Source organism: Microbacterium sp. LMI12-1-1.1 (assembly GCF_040676455.1).
In the GTDB taxonomy this organism is placed as follows: domain Bacteria; phylum Actinomycetota; class Actinomycetes; order Actinomycetales; family Microbacteriaceae; genus Microbacterium.
Genome location: NZ_JBEGIA010000001.1, coordinates 501,367 through 518,996 on the forward strand (window position 1 = coordinate 501,367; position 17,630 = coordinate 518,996).

Here is a 17,630-nt window from a genome sequence, read left to right on the forward strand (position 1 = left end):
GGGGGCCCGAGCAACTGGGGCCCCCGCAGCTTGTCTCTTCTACGCCAAGCGCGCGGCCTGGGGGTCGCGCTTACAGATTGGGGAACCATGAAGTCCGTCAAGCTCGCCGCCGTGATCGGCGCTATCGTCATCGCTGCCACGGTGACCGCGTGCAGCCCGCAGCCGCAGCCGGAGTCCATCCCGAAGCCCGAGAAGTCGACCGAGGCCACCACCGAGGCCGTCGAGACCCCCGAGGCCGAGGAGCCTGCCGCCGCGGTCGGCACCCGCGAGAACCCCGTGCCGATCGGCCAGATGCTCGCCTTCGAGGAGGGCTCCGCGTTCCAGGTTGGCGCCTCGGCCCCCACCCAGGTCACGCCGACCTACTCTGTCCTCCCCCTCGCCATTCAGATCGACTGGACGAGCATGAACAGCCAGCTCGAGGCGCAGGGGCAGCCGACCGGTGGCCCGGTCACCCCGTGGACCAACTTCCGCGTGCTGTTCGTCACCGCCGACGGCAAGACCTACGACACGATGGACGACTACACGGTCACCATCGACAACCAGCTCTTCGACATCGGCGACATCTACGAGGGCACGGATCTGGTCAACGCCAACGAGCCGATCAGCGTCCCCGAGGCCGAGGTCGCCGGCGGCGTCTGGGTCATCGAGAACATGGCATCCGGCAAGCGCGTCTTCATCGCCGCGCAGTAACCGGGCACGACGAAGGGCCCCTGGACTCGAAGTCCGGGGGCCCTTGTCAGACGTGGATCACGCTCCCCTCAGTGCTTGCGCGGTTGCTAGCAGATGAGGGGGCGCGTCAGGAGGCGTCTCCCTTCGGCTTCGGGCCGAGGCCGATCGCCTCGAGTGCCGCGGCGACCTTCTCGGTCAGCATGAGGCGGTTGACGAGGATGGAGAGGCCGACCGCGAAGGCGGAGACGCTCAGGGCGACGGCAGCGGCCGAGGTGCCAGGGAACTGCTCGGCGACGAACTTCGCGATCTCTTCGCCCGCGGCTGCGGCGCCCGCGAGGACGACCGGCGCGACGGCGATGCCCGTGCGGAACGATGCCCGCCAGGGGTGTGCGGACTGGGTGGACTCTGCCATGGTGGCGTCTCCTTCGGTTGACGGACTGGGGCTGACGGCGCGGAGTCTAAGCCCGAATGCGGGCGGCGCCTGGGGCTACAGGATGTCCAGCCCCCACCACTGCTTGTCGGCGGTGAAGAACGACAGCATGCCCGAGGTGGCCTGGTCGCCCTTGAGGTTGGTGAACCACGAGGAGCCGCGGTCGCTCGAGGGGCCGACGAAGATCCAGCGGCCATCGCCCGCCTGCTGGACGCGGAGCGAGTGCCAGTGGCCGGCGAGCAGGAAGTCGGCATCGGCGACAGGGAGGCGGCCGAGGGCCTGACCCTTCCACCACTCCGAGATCTTGTCGGCCGAGCTGGCCTGGTGGCTGTGGACCGCGCCGATTCGCGTGCCCGCGATGTCGAACGCGAGCGACTCCATGTGCGGCTTCGGCACCTGGACCGTGACGTGACCAAACGCGGCCGGGTTGAGCTCGAGCGCGATGCCGAGGAGCTTCGCGACGGCGATGCCGTAGTCGGCGTGCGCGTCGCCGGCGGGCGCCTTCGGGCCGACGCGGAACGCACCGTGGTTGGAGCTCACGGCGGCGTAGCGCAGGTCGGAGCAGTGCGGCGCGAGCATCTGGATGCCCTTCTGCATGAGCGCCATGGCCTCGACGACCTGATGCGGGAGGTCACGGTCATTGGTGCCGAGCTGCGCGGAGGTGTTGAAGACGTTCTCCACGACGTCGCCGGCGTCGACCATGGCGACCTGGCGGGGGCGCTCCTCCTTGATGATCTCGGCGGCCTTCGAGAAGGAGGTGAGCACCTGTTCGGCGGTCTCTGCGGTCCCGCCGGCGATGTCGACCTTGCCGGTCTGCAGGTCGGTCGGCATGAGGATGAAGCCTGCGTCCTGGAACGCGCGCTCGGAGGGGATGAAGTGGAAGGTGCGGATCGCTTCCATCACCTCGGCGTGCGAGACGAGCGCCTCGCGCACCTTCTGGGGCCGCTTGCGGGCGATGAACTTGTTGGCGTACAGCACCTTCGTCACCTGATCGCGGGTGTGCTGCATCCAGACGGAGTGGCTGTGCGAGGTCTCGAAGTCGTCAGGGTCGAAGCCGTCCTTGCGGAGGTCGTCGAGCCACTCTGACAGCGGGATGATCCGCTCGGCGACCTTCTCGATCGTGTGATTGCCCTCGAAGTCGACCGAGTGGCTCTCGGGCAGCACCTCCGGTGGCGCCTGCCCGGCTTCGCGAGCCTCCGTCGGGTCGATGGGCTCCCCGCGCTTGAGTCGCGCGCGCCGGTCGCCGACGTAGCCGTTGCCGCAGTGCCACTTGTTCACGATGTCGGCGTTGGTGAGGTTCGGGTTCTCGAGGTCGGCCCGGAACTCGGGGTTCTGGTCGAGGTTCAGCTTGGGCGTCGGCAAGGCGGCGCTCCTCTCTCTGTGGTCGGTCAGCGCGGCAGGTCAGCGGGCCACGCGGGCCGCGGGTTCTCGGGCGTCTGGACATCGCCGCCCCACTCGTGCAGGACGTGGGCGTGGTTGCGGTAGCCGTTGCGCTCGCGCTCGAGGACGAGGACGCGGGCGTCGAGGGTGGTGGCGAGCTGCAGCGCGAGCTGGCCGGCGTCTGCCCTGGCCTTGCCGCGCGCGCCGATGACGTGGCCGACGAGGACGCCGACCAGTGCGAGCACGGCGGCGATGATGGCGGCGAGGGGGCCCCACGCTTCGGCGGGCACCGAGGCGAGGGGGCCGGCTGCCGCCTGGGCATACAGGGCGACCCCCTCGGCCTCGGTGGTGGTGAACATGACTCGCGGGCTCCTTACAGGGCTCGCCAGTTGGCGGTATCGGCGCGCGTCGCGGCGGCGGCCATGACGGGGCCCCACTGCTCGTTGCCGACGTAGCCCCACTTCGCCCGGAGCCACGCGACGAGCGAGCCGCCGTAGTTCTGGTTGAGGAACGCCTGGAGGCCCTTGCGCGAGCGCGGACCCCAGTCGTTGTCCAGGCCGGTCTTCTCGTTGCGTCCGAGGTAGAGGTCGGCGACCTTCTGCAGGCCGCGCTTGTTCGGCAGCGACGCGATGTCGTCGACGGTCGCGTTGTGGAACTGCGGGGCCGGTGCGGCGTGCGGCGCAGCCCACTCGGCGTAGCGCTTGTCGTGGGCGGCCTGGGTCGCGGGGCCCCAGTCGCCGTCGATGTCGCCGGAGTACCAGCCGCGGCCCTTGAGGTACGTCTGGTAGCGCTGGATCGCGGCCTTGGTGAAGTCGCCGAAGCGGCCGTCGACGACGAGCTTCTCGCCCTGCGCGACGTTGAGGAAGTTCTGCCGATCGGCGACGACCTGCTGGAAGGCGATCGCCACGGCGTCGCCGACGAACAGCTCGAAGTCGAGCGTCGCGTCGCGGCCCCAGGTGTAGGCGTGCTTCGCCCACAGGGTCGTGTGCACGTGCGCGCCGACGCCCCACTCCTTGCCGTTCGCGGACGCGCCCGAGCGAGCGACCGCCTGCCCGCGGGTGACCGTCTGGCCGACCCTCACGAGCGCGACGGAGAGGTGGATGTACGAGACGCGGCGGCCGTCGTAGAGGTCGATGGTGACGCGGCGACCGTCGGCGCCGGCCGTGGTGGTCTGGACGTCGACGACGACACCATCGCCGGCTGCGACGAGGGTGGTGCCGTAGGCGCAGCCGTAGTCGGTGCCGGGCTCGGTCGAGGCGGGCTTGCGGTTGCGGTGACCCTGGAAGGTGTCACTGATCTTCACGTTGCCGGCGGGGCGGGCGTATCCCATGGTGCTCCTTAGGTCTTGACGATGTAGTTGAGGGCGATGTAGGGCTGGAGCGACGCGGCGTCGGCGGTTTCGCCGTAGACGGGCGTGTAGTGGTTGAAGCTGTGATTGCCGCCGATCGGAGTGGCTCCGAGCGTGTAGCTGCCCGTGGAGGCCGGGCCGCGTGAGCTCACGTTCGATGCCTGGTAGCCGAGCGCGCCGACGTTGCCGTCGACGGCACCGATGGCCGCCTTGAGGGTTCCCTCGGTGTGCTTGTGGGTCTTGGCGCCACCGGTCTTGGCGAGCGGAGTGAATTCGGTCTGCCCCGAGTCGACGCCGACGATGGAGCGGCCCTTGAGGTTCGGCAGGTTGAACGTGCTGCTGCCATCGCCCGCGCCGTAGGTGGTGCCGAGGGCCTCGAAGAGGTCCGCGTAGGTGGTGCGGGAGACGGCCTGGCCCTGGCAGAGCAGCCAGCCGGTGGGGGCGGCTGCTCCGCCGAAGGCGACGATGGAGCCTGCGGGGGTCATGGTGGCTGCGATGCGGTTCGCGATCGACAGCGCCATGGCGGCCAGGTCGACGGGAGGGTCGTACTCCGAAGTGTCGTCGGGCGACCAAATTCCTCCTGTGACTGCCATGCTCGCGGAGTCTAAGTCCGCGTTAGCTGGCTACTAGGGGGTTGGGGCCACGGACTGTGCCTGCTTGACGTTGCCGATCGCCGTCGCGAGGTGGATGTCGGTCACGGCGCCGGGGTTCGCGCCTGCGCGCAGGGGGGTCGCGTCGATGTATGCCGCGCGCACTTCGTCGGCGTAGGCGTGGACATCGGCGACCGTCTGCCCCGCTTCGACGGGCGTGGAGACGAGGCGGCCCATGTTCGCCTGAACCCAGGCGGAGGCCCCGTCGAGACCTGCCTGCTCGGCGGCGGCGACGAACCTGTCGAGCAGGTCCGGGTCGTTGCGGGAGTTGATGTGTTGTGCTGTGGTTGCCACGGGTGGTGCTTCCTTACTGCTTGTGGGGGCGGTGGCGAGGGGCTTAGGTCTTGATGATGAAGTTCAGGGTGAGGAACGGCTGCATGGAGTCTCCCGCGGCAGTCGTTCCGTAAACCTTGGTGTAGTGGTTCCAGCCGTAGGCGGTGCTGTTCGCTCCGTTTCCGAACATCGTGTAAGCGCCAGAAGTAGCCGGGCCGCGACCATTACGATCGACAGCCTGGTATGACATCTGATTGGTGTTGCCATTCGATGCACCGATCGCGGCCGACATGTCGCCCTCGGTGTGAGTGTGCGTCTCCTGGCCGCCGTTCTGGCCGAGTGGGTGTGCGGTTGCCGAGCCGGCAGTGCCGGTGCCGGAACCGATCGGTACGCGGCCTCGAAGGTCGGGCAGGTTGAATGTCGAGCTGCCGTTGCCGACACCGTAGGTCGTGCCAATGGCAGCGAACAATGCCGCGTAGGTGGTGCGGGAGACGGCCTGGCCCTGGCAGAGCAGCCAGCCGGTGGGGGCGGTCGACCCGGCGAACATCGAGACCATCCCGGCGGGCTCCACGGTGGCGCCGGCGCGGTGGGTGATGGAGCCGGCGATGACCGCCGACGCCCCGTCGAACTTGCCGCTCGTGTAGGTGTCGCCTTCGACGTCGAGGGTCCCCTGCACCCACTCCTTCCCGACGCCCATGGTCCCGTTGCCCCAGTCGAGGAGGATGCCGGCCTTGGAGACGAAGGTGACCGCGGCCACGGTGCCGAGCTTGTCACTGAGCTCGACGCGAGCCTCGTAGGCGGTGTCGACGGGGAAGCCCGAGGCCGACACCCAATAGCTGACATTCAGCACATCGTTTCCCGCTGCGCGCTGAGTCCACGTTTCGGTGCCGCGCGGGCGGGTCTTGATGACGAAGGAGGTCGCGTTCTTCTCGGTTCCCACGATGAGGCTGCTCGCAACGCCGTCGAAGCTGAGCTTCATGCTGACGCCGTTGTCGTCCGCCACTGCGCCTGTCACCCGGAATGCCTGGAAGGAGGTGATCTTCGGCGGGGAGTACGCGAGTACCGTGATGTCCTCGGAGGTTGTCGTGGTGAGCCCGCGACTGTCGGTCACCTTCACCGTGACGGGGATGGTGCCGCTCGAGGCGATCGGCGCGGTCGTGCCCGTCTTGGTGCGGTAGACGCGGCCGTCGACGGTGATTTCCCAGTCGACGATCGCCGCGTTGGCGCCGCCGGCGGCGGTGATGTCCCAGTTGAGTGCGCTGACGCCCTGCACATACCCACCGATGGCTGCGGACGTGACGACGGGGTTGGCCTCCGCGAGTCCGAGGCTGGAGATCGTGGGGTTCGGTGTGGACGCCGGGAAGAGGGTGAAGGCCAGCAAGGCGTCGCCGACCTTGTTGCCGGCGGTGTAGTTGTCGTCACCGGTGCCCTGCACCCCGTCGGGGTTCGGGTCCGTGGCCCACGACGTGAGCGTGATGGTTACCGACAGGCGGTCCTCGCCGGGCGGGATGACCCACGACGAGGTGTTCAGGTTGAACGTCGTGCCGGTCGGGGCGATGCCCGTGTCGCCGGACCCCATGCCTTGACTGTTCGAGCGACCCCAGCCCCACGAGTGTCCACCGACGCCGGGGTCGACTGCCCCCATGGTCGCCGTGATGGTCTCGCCGATGAAGTAGACCGTCTTCGGCGCCGTGATCTTCGTTGCGTTCGCCATCTCACATGCTCCTGACGATGGTGCGCGTGCCGCGCGTCTCGATCTTGTGGTTCGCGAGGATGACCTCGCTGCCGACGAACTTGTCGACGATCATCTGTCCGCCGTCCCAGAGCGACACCGGCACCTCGTTCTGCAGGAAGGTGATCCCCGTGTCGGAGATCGAGAGCGCGGCCCCGCCGCCCGGCCGACCGATGCGAAGGTCGGTCTCGGTGAACTGGTAGTAGGCGGAGCTCTTCTCGGTGGCGTCGGTGGCGGCAGCGGCGGCCGCGGCTGCTGCGGCAGCCTGGTCGGCTGCATAGCCGGCCGCGACGCCTGCCGCCTTGGCGATCGACTTCGCATCCTCCGCGTACTGCTGGGCATTCCCGAGGGTGAGGGTGATGGCCTGGTTCGCCGAGATGTCGACGGAGCTGCCGAGGGCGGGCGAGAGGTGGTCGACGAAGATGGCGCCGGCCGCGATCTTGTTGGCGATGACCGCGTTGGCCGCGAGCTCGTCGGCGGTGATCGCACCGGTGGCGATGTTGTTGGCCGTGATCGTGTTGGCAGCGATCTTCGCCGCACTGATCGCGCCGTCCTGGATCATCGCCGAGACAGTCACCTCGTGCGCGACGATCTCGTCGATGTACATGGTCGAGCCGGAGGCGGCGTTGATGGCGACCAGCGACATGTAGCGCGCGTTGGCGGGCGGTGCTACCTGCGCCTCGAACACGCCCCATGACGTGGTGAGGGGCCGGTTCGACGCGATGTCGTTGTAGGGGGTCGATGCGGCCGTGGTGCGGTCGGCCTGGTACCAGTAGGCACGGAGGTAGAAGCCGTTGGCGAGGGCCGCGGTCGCGCCCGCACGGCAGGAGATGTACCAGCGGCGCGAGGCGACGGCGGTGACGGGGATGTACTTGTCAGGCTGCTGCCCGATCTGGAGATTGGCGGCCGTGCCGCGGATGAGGCGGAGAGCGTTGGCACCGGAGGAGGCGACGCCGGTCACGATGTCGGCGGTAGAGCCGGCACCCGAGGCCTTGACCTCCCAGCCCTGCACTCCGTCCTCGAAGGAGCCGTTGGCGACCAGCGAGTCGGAGACGGAGGCTACGGTGAGCTTGTCGGTGGTGATCGCGCCGGCGGCAATCGCATTGGCCGTGACTGCGCCGGCGGCTACGGCGTTGGCGGTGACGGCGCCGGCCTTGATGTGAGTGGCGTCGATCTGGTTCGCTGCGATCGCGTCGCCGATGATCGAGCCGGAGACGATGAGGGAGCCCTCGATGACCTGCGTCATCGGGACGAGCACGCCGACGCCGTTGCGGTTCAGGAAGAGCAGGCAGTCGTCGGGCGCGAGCTCCGGGAGGACGTCGGCGGTGAGCACCTGCGCGGCACCGTCGGTGCGGGTGATCGAGTAGGCCCCGATCCAGACGGAGCCCTGGTTGAGGGCGCTGACCCAGGCCTGGATCTGAATGCCGGTGATGGTGGCGCTGCCTGCGGCCCAAACGGTGAGCTCCGTCCAGTTTGCCTGCTCTACGAATGTCGCCGCCGTGAGGAACTGGGCATCCTGGTTGGCGAGGCGAAGTTTGCCGTTTCCGGCGTCCGTGACGAAGCCTGGGGTGGTCTTGTACCAGACGGAGATCTTGTACGTGCCGCCGTCTTCGAGCGGGAAGGTGGCACCGGTGCCACCGTTGGTATTGACACCGTTGAGGTAGATGACCCGCTGCGAGGATGCCGGGGAGTCCCCTCTCATGCTTGTAGCGCCGGCCAGGGCGACTGCGCCGTCCTGCACCCAACCGCCCGCGGAGACCCACGTCTGGTTGAAGTTCGGGTCGACGGCCAGCTCGTTGCCGTGGCCGTCGTTGCACTGCCACCACGTGAACTTCTTGTTGGTGACGCCGGCGGGGATCTCGTAGGAGTTGCCGTCGTACTGGATGCCGAACGACGACCAGGAGATGTAGCCCGCGGTGGGCTGGTTGGAGAGGAGCTGAGGAAGGGCCACTTAGCGCGCCTCGCCGTACTCGTAGAGGCCGCGGTGAGCGAGCGCCGGCGCCAGGGTGTCGGTCATCACCTGGCCACCCATCGCCTGCCAGCGGCGGCAGAAGGCGTAGTCCTCGGAGAGGTAGCGGCCGTTGTGGAGCATGGTGTCGAACAGCGCCCAGCGGCGCCCCGCTCCTTCTTCGGCCTGGTACTCGAGCTCGGGGTGGGCGGCGATGAGCAGCTCCACGGCGTCACGGGTGATGCGCATGAAGCCAGTGCCGGCATCCAGGCACTCCGCGAACCCGTCGGCACCCACCGTCGCACCGGGCGCGTAGTTGACGACGGTGTTGATGGAGAGGGTGCGCGCGTCGCGCGGCGTGGTCGCCAGCGAGACCGAATCCCAGTCGATCCGCTTGAGCGGGTACGGCGTCGCGCACACGTCGTGCCGCGACTCGAGCAGGCGCCAGGCGTTCTCCGGCTCGAAGCCGATGTCACCGTCGACGAACAGGAGGTCGGTCCAGTCGCCCTCGGCGAACGTCGAGACGATGTTGTTGCGGGCGCGTGTGATGAGCGACTCCCCCGCGATGGTGAGGACGTCGACCTGGATGCCGCGGTCGCGGGCGTCGCGGGTCAGGTTCAGCACCGACCGCATGTAGATGTCGAAGACGGCCCCGCCGTAGCAGGGTGTTGCGAGGAGAACCTTCACGGACTCTCTCCTTCCCGTGAAGAGGTGGATCAGTACAGAACGTGGCGGAGGATGTCGAGCTTGTTCGCCCCGACCGCGCCGGACTGCAGGTTGTCGGCGCCCACCGCGAGGTCGGCGATCTGCGTATTGGTGACGACGTTGGCTCCGAGCTGCGTGTCGCGGACGATCGCGCCGTTCGCGACGGACGCGCTGGTGACCGCGTTGGGGGCGATCTGCGTGTTGGTGACGACGTTGGCGGACATCTGGCCGGTTCGAGTGACGGCGCCATCCGCGAGCTTGGTCGCGTCGACCGCGTTGGCGGCGAGGGCAGTCGTCGCGACGACGCCCGTCCCGAGCTGGCCGGTGCGGTTGACCGCGCCGTCCGCGACGGCAGTGGCCGTCACCGTGTTGGCGGCCAGGATGCCAGTTCGGTTGATCGCGCCGTCGGCGACCTTGCCGCTGGTCACGACGTTCGCCGCGAGCTGGCCGGAGCGAGTCACTGCCCCATCGGCGAGCTTCGTGGCGTCGACCGCGTTGGCAGCCAGGGCCCCGGTAGCGACGACGCCGTTGGTGAGCTGGCCACTGCGGACGACGGCGCCGTCAGCGAGCTTGGCCGCCGTCACAGCGTTCGCGCCGAGCTGGGTCGCGCCAACAGCGCCGTCCGCGAGCTGTGTCGCGGTGACCGCGTTGGCGAGGATCGACGCGGAGTCGATGGCGCCATCGGAGACGACGCCGGGCAGCGAGGAGTTGGTGTCCGACAGCATGATCTTCGGCGTTCCGCCGTTGTTCATGAAGACGAGGACTTCGCCCTGCGCGAGCGAGGGCTTGGTGTTGGAGACCTGGAGGACCGTGGGGGTCGTGGTCGGCGACCACCATGCGTACTTGAGGTTGGTGTTCGCGTTGGTGATCGGGTAGTCGGTGCCGCTGTAGACGATGTGGAGGTCGGCCCATGCGATGGCGCCGGCGGCCGGCGAGTTCGGGGTGACGGTGTAGCCGGTGAGGACGTGGCGGCCGGGGAGATTCAGGTCCTCGGCGAACACGGTGCCGCGGGCGCCGCCGCCGACGCGGGCGATGAGCTCGTAGGCCTGGCCGATGCGGAAGGAGATGTCCTCGAGCACGTGGTCGAATTTCGACCCGATGGCTCGCTCTACTGCCGATTGAATCTTCTGGTCCAGCTCGGTGCTCTCTGCGCCCATCATGCCCCCCTCTTGTTGACGTGCTCCGGTCATTACGGCGCGGAGTCTAAGGGGCGCTTCGGTGAGGGGCGGGGGGTTAGTAGAGCATGTGTCGTCCGGTGTTGAACTTCTTCGCCGTCAGGGCGAAGTCTGCGATCTCCGCCTGCCCCACTGCGCCGGCTGCGATCTTCTCGCTCGTGACCGCGCCGTTGGCGAGCTTCTCGATCGTGATGGCTTCGGCGGCGATGCTGTCGGCGATGACGGCGCCGTCGGCGATCTGGCCCACGACCACGCCTTCGGCAACGATGGTGGAGATCGCGGAGCGCTTGGACGCGGTGCCGTCGGGGTTGATCGCGTACAGCCGAGCCCACACCGGCTGACCCACCTCGACAGGGATCGAGACGGAGCCGGCGTCCAGGAGCGGCTGCCCCGTGACCTGCCAAGGCGTCGGGTCCTCCCAGGGCGCCTGCAGCTCGCCGGGATCTACGGGACCGGGGTCAGGCTCGAGGGTCGGCTCGACGAGCGACACCTCCGCGATGACGCGGAACATTCCACGGCTGGCGGTGGTGAGCTCGACGAACTGGCCATCCCAGCCGATGCTGACCACGCCGAGGAGGGTTTCCATCAGTGGCGCCGTCGGCACGCCGGGCGGGATCGAGGGCGCAACGATCGGCAGAACGGCGGCGAGCTGCTCCTTCTGCTCGGCGACCTGCGCTGCCTGCTCGACGATCGCTTCCTGCTGCTGGCTGGCGACGACGCTCGCGCCGACCTGCGTGCGAGTGAGGTTGCTGGCGATCTGGCGTGCGCGCGCGGCCCCGGTGCCGGCGTCGCGGAGGAGCTCTTCGATCTTGCGGCCCCAGGCCTCAGCCTCGGGCGGCAGATTGCGGGGAGGGAGAGTGTCAGCCATCGACGATCCCCAGGACCGCGACATCGCCGTAGGTGGCGCCGGCGAGGCGGTCCTTGACCTGGGCGTAGGTCAGTCCCGCGTATGCCTGCTTCACATCGCCATAGGCTAGGTCATCCTCGGCCTGGAGCTGGATGCTTTCCCGCATGGACGTACCTGAACGGATTCGGTAGTAGCGCCGCGTTGTGGCATCCCAGACGCGCGCGCCGCCGATGTTGCCCCATGCCTGATTCTCGTACTGGTCACGACGAAGGTCGCGCCAGTAGTTGCGGCCGTCGGCGTAAGTCTTGCCAGCGTTGATCGCGTCGGCCTTCACCTGGGCGTAGGTCTTCCCGGCGAACTGCGACTTGACCTCGGCGTAGGTGGGGAGGCCGATCGAGCCGCGGTCGCCGATCTGGTTGATCGCAGTGACCGTGCCGGAGAGGGTGAACTTGCGACCGGCGTACTCGCGGGCGGCGCGAGCGCCGGCGTTGTAGACGTCGTTGAGCGTGGTGAGGAAGGGGTTGTCGATCGTGGTGCCCTCCTCCTTCGACGCACGCTCGGCAGGGATGCCGGTGGCGAACTGGTACGGCGTCTTGGTGAACGACACCCCGGAGCCAACGAGGCGCAGCGAGGAGTAGCGGCTGGAGCCCGAGTCCGACGCCATGGCGATCGCGAAGGAGGCGAGCTCCTTCCCGTCATTGCTCGGCAGGCCGGTCGGCCCGGTGACGCGCAGCGTGACGCTCATGGTGTCCTCGTTGATGAAGACGTTGAGGCTTCCGCCGGCCCCGACCCATGCGGCCTCGGTGACCGGACGCCCGTCGTTGCCGACGACGTTGTAGACGCTCGCCTGGTTGAATTCGGGGGCGATCGTCTCCTGGAAGACGGGCTGCTGCACTTCGTAGACGGAGGCGCCGAGCTCAAGCACCTGCTCGATCGTCTCCCCCGCGTTGACGCTGATGACCTCAACGTCCTCATTCCAGCCGCCGACCGGGTAGATCGGCTCGTCGACGATCGGCTTGGTGTCGTAGTGGTACACGGTGACGAACTGGGCGATCGGGCTGCCTGGCAGCGCCTTGCCGCGCTGCGTGTCGCGTCCTCGGATGGCTTCGCGCTGCCGGATGGGGCGCAGCACGATGATGCCGGACACGAGGGAGATCTCGGCGCGGAAGGCGGCGGCCAGCGACTTGAGGTTGGTCCACAGCTCGCCGAACCAGCCGACCACGTGGACGGGCGTGTCCTGGATGGAGTCTTCGACCGTGAAGCCGCTGGTGATGCCGGCGAGGCTGAGGTAGTACGCGAAGGCGCCCTGCAGGGTGCCCGAGTACGGTGCGGCCTGGATGTTGTAGAGGTTCAGCGCGCCCAGGTGTGAGATGCAGCTGAGGGTGACGAGGCCGTTGTCGTCCGAGAAGGACGCGTTGTCGATCGTGCCGAAGATGTAGCCCTTGCGGGTGTCGTGCAGCTCGATGGCACGCCCGCGCGCGGTCAGCCACGGCGTGAGCGTCCCACCCGTGGGGATGGTGACGTCGAACGACGAGACGGCGCCGCTGGAGTCACTGACCGCGAGCGGCGTGGATGCCTCGGTGACCGAGTACCTCTGCGGCTCGGGGGTCCAGTCGAGCCCCGCGATCCTGGTCAGTACTCCCATGCCCCCACCTCCGTCAGCGTGGTTGCGTAGCCTACCTGCCCTCCGCCCACGCCGTTGTACCTTACGAGGGTCGGCTTGCCGACGAAGCGACATCCGGTGTGGCCGTCGCCCGGCATCCAGGGGCCGAGGCGCTTCGGCGAGGTAGCGGTGGCGGTGAGCGTGGACATGATGCGGCCGATCATTGCGGCGACCGAGACCGTGGCGGGCCCGTCAGCGGACTTGCCCAGCCAGACGCGCACGCCGACGGCGCCGGGGAGGATCTCGTCGGGGATGATGTCGGTCGCCGTCGGAGAGACCTGCGTGAGCAGGGTGGCGGTGCCGGCGGTGCCGGCGGCATCGACGGGTGCGGCGAAGATGCCGCCGGAGCCGGTGCGGGTGTAGATCGCGCCGATGCGCAGGCTCGTGCCAGGCGGGACGGGGATGAACAGGCTGTCTCGCTCCCCGGGGAACCCGGTAGCCGCGTCGGCCAGGTCGTAGACCGCGGTGACGGCGGGGATGTCGTTCGCCTCGGCGTTCGCCGTGGGGACGCCCGTCAGCGGCAGTCGCCGAGAGCGGATGAGCTGTGGGGACTCGTCGCCGATCGCGAGGGACGGGTCCGCCCAGTGCGCCGGCAGGACGTTGGTGTCCAGCGTGTGCGGGTCCAGGAAGTAGATCAGCCCGCGGCCGTAGGTGCCGGCGGCGTAGGCCTGCATGATGCCGGCTGCCTGACGCGACGACGCGCCGCTCCACGAGAAGCCATACTCCTTGTGCGAGCCGAAGGAGCCGTCGGCGTACCCGCCGCCGTTGAGCAGCGTGCCGCCGACGCTGAATCCCTTCGGGGACACGTCGGCGCCGCTCTGCGGGGTGTCGACCCAGCGCATCCGGCCTTCGACGCCGAACCACATCTTCTTGCTCATCACATGCCTCCGAGGCGGTAGCTATTGGCGAAGTGGTCGCTTGCCGACTCCGCCAGGGCCTTGCCGTCGAGGTAGGTGCCGCCGGCGGCCATGAAGCCCTGCACGATCGCGTGGATGGTCGCGGGCCCGAGCTCGACGACGCCGGGCATGGCTCCGAGACCGGTCGGCATCATCGACTTGCCCTGCTTGCCAGCGGCGTGCATCTTCGAGAGGAAGCCGACACCGAAGTGGCGGGTGGCCTCCTTGTTGAAGACGAACTCGCCCTTGTGGACGATGCCGGCCGGGTCCCACTTGCCGCCGCCACCGGTGTAACCACCGTCGGCGAAGAACTCGCGCGACTTGGCGCCGTTGGTGTACTGGTACTGGTACGTCACACCGCCTGGCACGTTGCGGTTGTAGTTGGTGATGAGGCGACGCGCGTTCTCGCTGCCGGCGATCCAGCCGTTTCCGTAGTTGACGCCCTGGTTGTAGCCGTCGCCCCACGGGTTGCTTGAGCCCATCTGCGGTGTTGCGCGGGCGGAGTTGGCGCGCGCGACGAACTCGTTGAGCGCCTGCAGTGCCGGGTTGATGTTCGCCGAGACGGTGATGTTGCGCGGCACCCGGTTGATGATTGTCGTCATGTCGTCGAACGCGACGGCGTACTTCTCTACCTCGGTGCGGCTGTAGCCCATCTGGAGGGCCTGCGCGATGAACTCCTGCTTGAGGCGCTGCGAGGTGGCCTGGAGCTCCTCCTGCGACATGCCGGACTCGGCGAGTGTCGAGAGGTACTCCTGGTAGTTGCCGACGAGGCCGAGCAGGCTGGCGCGGTTCTCGATGGCGGCGTCGCTGTTGCCCTCGAGCGACATGGACGCCTTGTCCTGCGAGGCTGCCATGTCCTTCTGGGTCTTGGCGATCTCGGCGTTGGTGGTGGCGAGGTCGGCGCGGATCTCCGCGGCGCGCAGCTCGTCGCCGTACATCTCGGCGACGGTCAGCCAGTACTCCTTGACGGAGCGGTCGGCGGTCATCTCGGCGAGCTGGCGCTGGTAGTCCGCGACGGCCTCGCGCGCATCCTCGGCGGCGGTGGCGATGCTGCGCCATCCGCTCGTGATGGTGTCGAAGCCCTGCTGGCCGCCGAAGCGGATGTCGAAGGCGCGCTGCATGACGCCGGAGAGGTCTCCGGCGTAGTCGACGAGGGTGCGGACCTCCTGGGTGGCGTTGGCCGCTGCGCCGCCGACGTCGCCGAGTCCGTCGGCAAAGTCGCCAGCGTTGCCCGAGCCGAGCAGGCTGTCGAGGTCGCCCATCGCCGAGGTGAGGTCGTCGACCGACGCGCCAGTCTCGGCGGGGATCGTGATGCCGCCCACCATCTTGTTCCAGGCCGCGCCGGTCTGCGCGCCGTACTTGGCGACGTCGCCGACGGCGAGATCGAGGGCGTACTTTGTGCTGTTGCCGAACGCCTGCATGTTGGCGATCGCTTCGTTGGTCCAGCCAGCGACAGCCTTCGACATTGCGCCGCCATCGAAGACGGAGGCCAGGCCCGCGAAGACCTGCGCGACGGAGCCCGCGACCTGCACGGCGCCGGCGGCGGCCTGGCCGATGGTCCACATGAGCGCGTGGAGGATGCCGGTGAGTGCGACGCCGACTGCGGCGCCGCCGGTCTTCATCGCGGCGACGACAACATCGAACGCGCCGGGGATGAGGAGGATCGCGGCGAGGACGGTGGTGCCGGCGACGCGGGCCGCGATGCCGAGGGCCCTGGTTGCGAGCGTGGCCTTGGCGGCATTGCCTGCCACGCCGAAGAGGCCGGCGTTGAGGTTCCGCAGCGCACCCATGACGGCAGTGCCGCCGAGCTCTGCCATCACGGTGCGCATGGCGGCGAACGTGCCGCCGAGGATCGCGCCGGCGGCGACGACACCACCGATCATGACCGCGACGACGCCGAGGCGCGCGGCGACGGTGATGAGCCACTGGCCCTGGTCGGTGTCCGCGAAGGCGGTGAACTGGACGAGGAGCTCGCCGAGCCACGTCATCACTTCGGAGATGGCCGGGGCGAGCACCTCGCCGACCGCCGCGCCGAACTGCATGAGCTTGTTGAGGAAGATCTCCCACTTCGACGCGAGGTCGTCGAGGATGATCGCGTACTGCCGGTTGAGCTCGCTGTTCTCGCGGGCGCCCTGCGCGGCCGTGGCGAAGGACTGCTGGAGCATGGGCATGTTGGCCGAGATGCGGCCGATGACCTCGTTGGCACGCAGGCCGGAGAGGCCGAGCAGCTCGAGCGCGGAGGTGAGCTGCACGGTGTCGGCACCCTGCAGGCCCGCGATGAAGTCCTGGAAGACCGCGAAGCCCTCTCCGTTGCGGACAGAGGCGTTGAGGTCTTCGATGCTGCGGCCGGTGATGACCGCGAAGGCCTGAGCCTTCTCGCCACCCTCGGCGAGGGACTCGTTGATCGAGTTGAAGTAGGTCTCGAAGACACCCTGTGCACGCTCAGGCGCGACACCCAGCGAGCCGAGGCGGCCCGCGAGGCCGACGACCTGATCGGCCGTGAAGCCGGCGCGGGTGGCGGTGGCACCGAGGCGCTCGGTGAGCGCGATGATTTCCTGGTCCGTGGCGGCCGAGCGGACACCGACGAGCTCGATGGCGGAGGCGAGCTGGCCGACCTCAGCGAAGGTCTCGAGGCCGAGGATGTTCTTGAGGCGACCGAAGGCCTGCGCCGACGCCTCGGCCGTCATTCCGGAGACCGTGGAGAACTTCGCGACGAGCTCGGTGAACTCGGTGAGCTGACCAGCGGGCACGCCGAGCTGGTTGCCGAGGGTGGCGATCGAGGCGAGCTCGCTGAACGCCACAGGCATCTCGCGAGCGAGGGCCTCGAGCTCTGCGCGCATCCCCTCGATGGAGGCGGTGCCAGGCTCGATGGTGCGCTCAACGCCACTGAATGCACTCTCCATGGAGGCGAATGCGGAGGCTGCGCCGATGCCGCTGCCGGCAACCGTAGCGGTGAAGACCGTGGACGCCGCGGCGACGTCGTACAGCGCGTAGCGCAGGCGCGGGAGCTGGTTGATGTGCTCTTCGTTGCGCTGGAGCATCTGCGCGAGCGCGCTCGTGGAAGCTCGGTAGGAGACGGTGTTGCGGTTGAGCTGCTCGTCGTACTCGGCGAGGGCCTGGCGGGCGCGGCGAGCCTTTGCCTCCTCCTCGACGAGCCCCTTCGCGAGGGAGGTGTCGGCGGCGCGGAGACCGGTGGGCGCGTGACCGAGACGAGAATCGACGCCGTTCTCAGCCTGGAAGGCGCGCGCGCGGTTCGCGTTGCCCTCCTGGGCGGCACGCTGAGCGATCGCGTCAGCGAGCTCACGCTCCTGCGCAGCGCGCGCGGCAGCGGCGGCGCGAATCTCCATCTGGCGGTTCGCCTCGTTGGCCTCCGCCTGCGCACGCTGGCGCTGGATCTGGTCGAGGCGGCGGCCGGCTTCGGCGAGGTCGTCGACAGCGCGGGCTGCCTCGCGGGCCTCGTTCGCGTCGTCGCCGAGGAGGGAGCCAGAGGTGCCTTCGCGGAACGCCGAGAGGTCGCCGCGGGTGAGCTTGCCGTCGCCCTGATGCTGATTGTACTGGGCGATCCAGGCATCCATGCCGACGTCGCCGCGCATGCCGACCGCGACCTCTTCGCGGTAGCGGCGATACGCCTGCTGGGCGGCGCCGATGCGCTCGGCGAGCTCGTTCCACTCCTTGGAGCCGGCAGCCTTCTTTGCCTCGTCGAGACCGCGGCCGGCGTTGCGCGCCGACTTGGACAGCTCATTGAAGCTGTCGACCGACTTGCGCATGCGATCGCCGTGCAGACGAAGCGCCTTGTCGCCCTCACCGACGGATTCATTGAAGGCGTCGACGTTGCGAGCGTGGTCGCGCGCCTCCTCGATGATGCGAAGGCGCAGTGTTGCCTCGGACTCGATGTCACTCATCGGTCACCACCA

Annotated in this window: 15 protein-coding genes; 1 reads left to right on the forward strand and 14 read right to left on the reverse strand. The window is 68.6% G+C overall.

The window, feature by feature from the left end:
- Positions 1-87 precede the first annotated feature (87 nt).
- A complete protein-coding gene (locus MRBLMI12_RS02485) occupies positions 88-690 on the forward strand; it encodes a hypothetical protein (protein WP_363353621.1) in 603 nt (200 codons plus the stop codon).
- A 106-nt stretch (positions 691-796) separates the two neighbouring features.
- Here MRBLMI12_RS02485 and MRBLMI12_RS02490 read toward each other — a convergent pair whose 3' ends face one another.
- The 14 genes from MRBLMI12_RS02490 to MRBLMI12_RS02555 all read right to left on the reverse strand — a co-directional run bounded on the left by MRBLMI12_RS02490 (position 797) and on the right by MRBLMI12_RS02555 (position 17,618).
- Positions 797-1,081 (reverse strand): hypothetical protein, encoded by a 285-nt coding sequence (locus MRBLMI12_RS02490; protein WP_363353623.1) that lies wholly within the window; start codon positions 1,079-1,081, stop codon positions 797-799.
- A 75-nt stretch (positions 1,082-1,156) separates the two neighbouring features.
- Positions 1,157-2,461 carry a hypothetical protein gene (locus tag MRBLMI12_RS02495; RefSeq protein WP_363353625.1) on the reverse strand — a complete coding sequence of 435 codons (1,305 nt, stop codon included), beginning with the start codon at positions 2,459-2,461 and terminating at the stop codon, positions 1,157-1,159.
- A 26-nt stretch (positions 2,462-2,487) separates the two neighbouring features.
- Complete coding sequence (locus tag MRBLMI12_RS02500) at positions 2,488-2,838, reverse strand: hypothetical protein (RefSeq protein WP_363353627.1); 351 nt, start codon at positions 2,836-2,838, stop codon at positions 2,488-2,490.
- Between the two features lie 14 nt (positions 2,839-2,852).
- Positions 2,853-3,809 (reverse strand): M23 family metallopeptidase, encoded by a 957-nt coding sequence (locus MRBLMI12_RS02505; protein ID WP_363353629.1) that lies wholly within the window; start codon positions 3,807-3,809, stop codon positions 2,853-2,855.
- Between the two features lie 8 nt (positions 3,810-3,817).
- The gene (locus MRBLMI12_RS02510) at positions 3,818-4,420 is read right to left on the reverse strand and encodes a tail fiber protein (RefSeq protein WP_363353631.1); all 603 of its coding nucleotides are present in this window, start codon (positions 4,418-4,420) and stop codon (positions 3,818-3,820) included.
- A gap of 33 nt (positions 4,421-4,453) precedes the next feature.
- Complete coding sequence (locus tag MRBLMI12_RS02515; RefSeq protein WP_363353633.1) at positions 4,454-4,771, reverse strand: hypothetical protein; 318 nt, start codon at positions 4,769-4,771, stop codon at positions 4,454-4,456.
- Between the two features lie 43 nt (positions 4,772-4,814).
- Complete coding sequence (locus MRBLMI12_RS02520) at positions 4,815-6,464, reverse strand: DUF859 family phage minor structural protein (protein WP_363353635.1); 1,650 nt, start codon at positions 6,462-6,464, stop codon at positions 4,815-4,817.
- 1 nt (position 6,465) lies between these two features.
- Positions 6,466-8,433: a hypothetical protein gene (locus MRBLMI12_RS02525; protein WP_363353637.1), complete on the reverse strand. Its 1,968-nt coding sequence runs from the start codon at positions 8,431-8,433 to the stop codon at positions 6,466-6,468.
- On the reverse strand, positions 8,434-9,117 hold the full coding sequence (locus MRBLMI12_RS02530) for a hypothetical protein (protein WP_363353639.1): 684 nt from the start codon (positions 9,115-9,117) through the stop codon (positions 8,434-8,436). It lies immediately after the preceding gene.
- 29 nt (positions 9,118-9,146) lie between these two features.
- Positions 9,147-10,325, reverse strand: a complete 1,179-nt coding sequence (locus MRBLMI12_RS02535; protein ID WP_363353640.1) for a hypothetical protein — start codon at positions 10,323-10,325, stop codon at positions 9,147-9,149.
- Between the two features lie 43 nt (positions 10,326-10,368).
- The gene (locus MRBLMI12_RS02540) at positions 10,369-11,178 is read right to left on the reverse strand and encodes a hypothetical protein (RefSeq protein ID WP_363353642.1); all 810 of its coding nucleotides are present in this window, start codon (positions 11,176-11,178) and stop codon (positions 10,369-10,371) included.
- Complete coding sequence (locus MRBLMI12_RS02545) at positions 11,171-12,802, reverse strand: hypothetical protein (RefSeq protein ID WP_363353644.1); 1,632 nt, start codon at positions 12,800-12,802, stop codon at positions 11,171-11,173. Before MRBLMI12_RS02545 ends, MRBLMI12_RS02540 begins: the two co-directional genes overlap by 8 nt.
- The gene (locus tag MRBLMI12_RS02550; RefSeq protein ID WP_363353645.1) at positions 12,790-13,698 is read right to left on the reverse strand and encodes a hypothetical protein; all 909 of its coding nucleotides are present in this window, start codon (positions 13,696-13,698) and stop codon (positions 12,790-12,792) included. Before MRBLMI12_RS02550 ends, MRBLMI12_RS02545 begins: the two co-directional genes overlap by 13 nt.
- The gene (locus MRBLMI12_RS02555) at positions 13,698-17,618 is read right to left on the reverse strand and encodes a phage tail tape measure protein (protein WP_363353646.1); all 3,921 of its coding nucleotides are present in this window, start codon (positions 17,616-17,618) and stop codon (positions 13,698-13,700) included. The genes MRBLMI12_RS02550 and MRBLMI12_RS02555 overlap by 1 nt, the downstream gene beginning before the upstream one ends.
- Positions 17,619-17,630 lie beyond the last annotated feature (12 nt).

Excerpts from the sequence above, each read along its gene's own strand:
- MRBLMI12_RS02535 (WP_363353640.1), bottom strand. The coding sequence starts at position 10,325 with ATGACCGGAGCACGTCAACAAGAGGGGGGCATGATGGGCGCAGAGAGC.
- MRBLMI12_RS02520 (WP_363353635.1), bottom strand. The coding sequence starts at position 6,464 with ATGGCGAACGCAACGAAGATCACGGCGCCGAAGACGGTCTACTTCATC.
- MRBLMI12_RS02500 (WP_363353627.1), bottom strand. The coding sequence starts at position 2,838 with ATGTTCACCACCACCGAGGCCGAGGGGGTCGCCCTGTATGCCCAGGCG.
- MRBLMI12_RS02540 (WP_363353642.1), bottom strand. The coding sequence starts at position 11,178 with ATGGCTGACACTCTCCCTCCCCGCAATCTGCCGCCCGAGGCTGAGGCC.
- MRBLMI12_RS02505 (WP_363353629.1), bottom strand. The coding sequence starts at position 3,809 with ATGGGATACGCCCGCCCCGCCGGCAACGTGAAGATCAGTGACACCTTC.
- MRBLMI12_RS02510 (WP_363353631.1), bottom strand. The coding sequence starts at position 4,420 with ATGGCAGTCACAGGAGGAATTTGGTCGCCCGACGACACTTCGGAGTAC.
- MRBLMI12_RS02550 (WP_363353645.1), bottom strand. The coding sequence starts at position 13,698 with ATGAGCAAGAAGATGTGGTTCGGCGTCGAAGGCCGGATGCGCTGGGTC.
- MRBLMI12_RS02545 (WP_363353644.1), bottom strand. The coding sequence starts at position 12,802 with ATGGGAGTACTGACCAGGATCGCGGGGCTCGACTGGACCCCCGAGCCG.
- MRBLMI12_RS02555 (WP_363353646.1), bottom strand. The coding sequence starts at position 17,618 with ATGAGTGACATCGAGTCCGAGGCAACACTGCGCCTTCGCATCATCGAG.
- MRBLMI12_RS02490 (WP_363353623.1), bottom strand. The coding sequence starts at position 1,081 with ATGGCAGAGTCCACCCAGTCCGCACACCCCTGGCGGGCATCGTTCCGC.
- MRBLMI12_RS02485 (WP_363353621.1), top strand. The coding sequence starts at position 88 with ATGAAGTCCGTCAAGCTCGCCGCCGTGATCGGCGCTATCGTCATCGCT.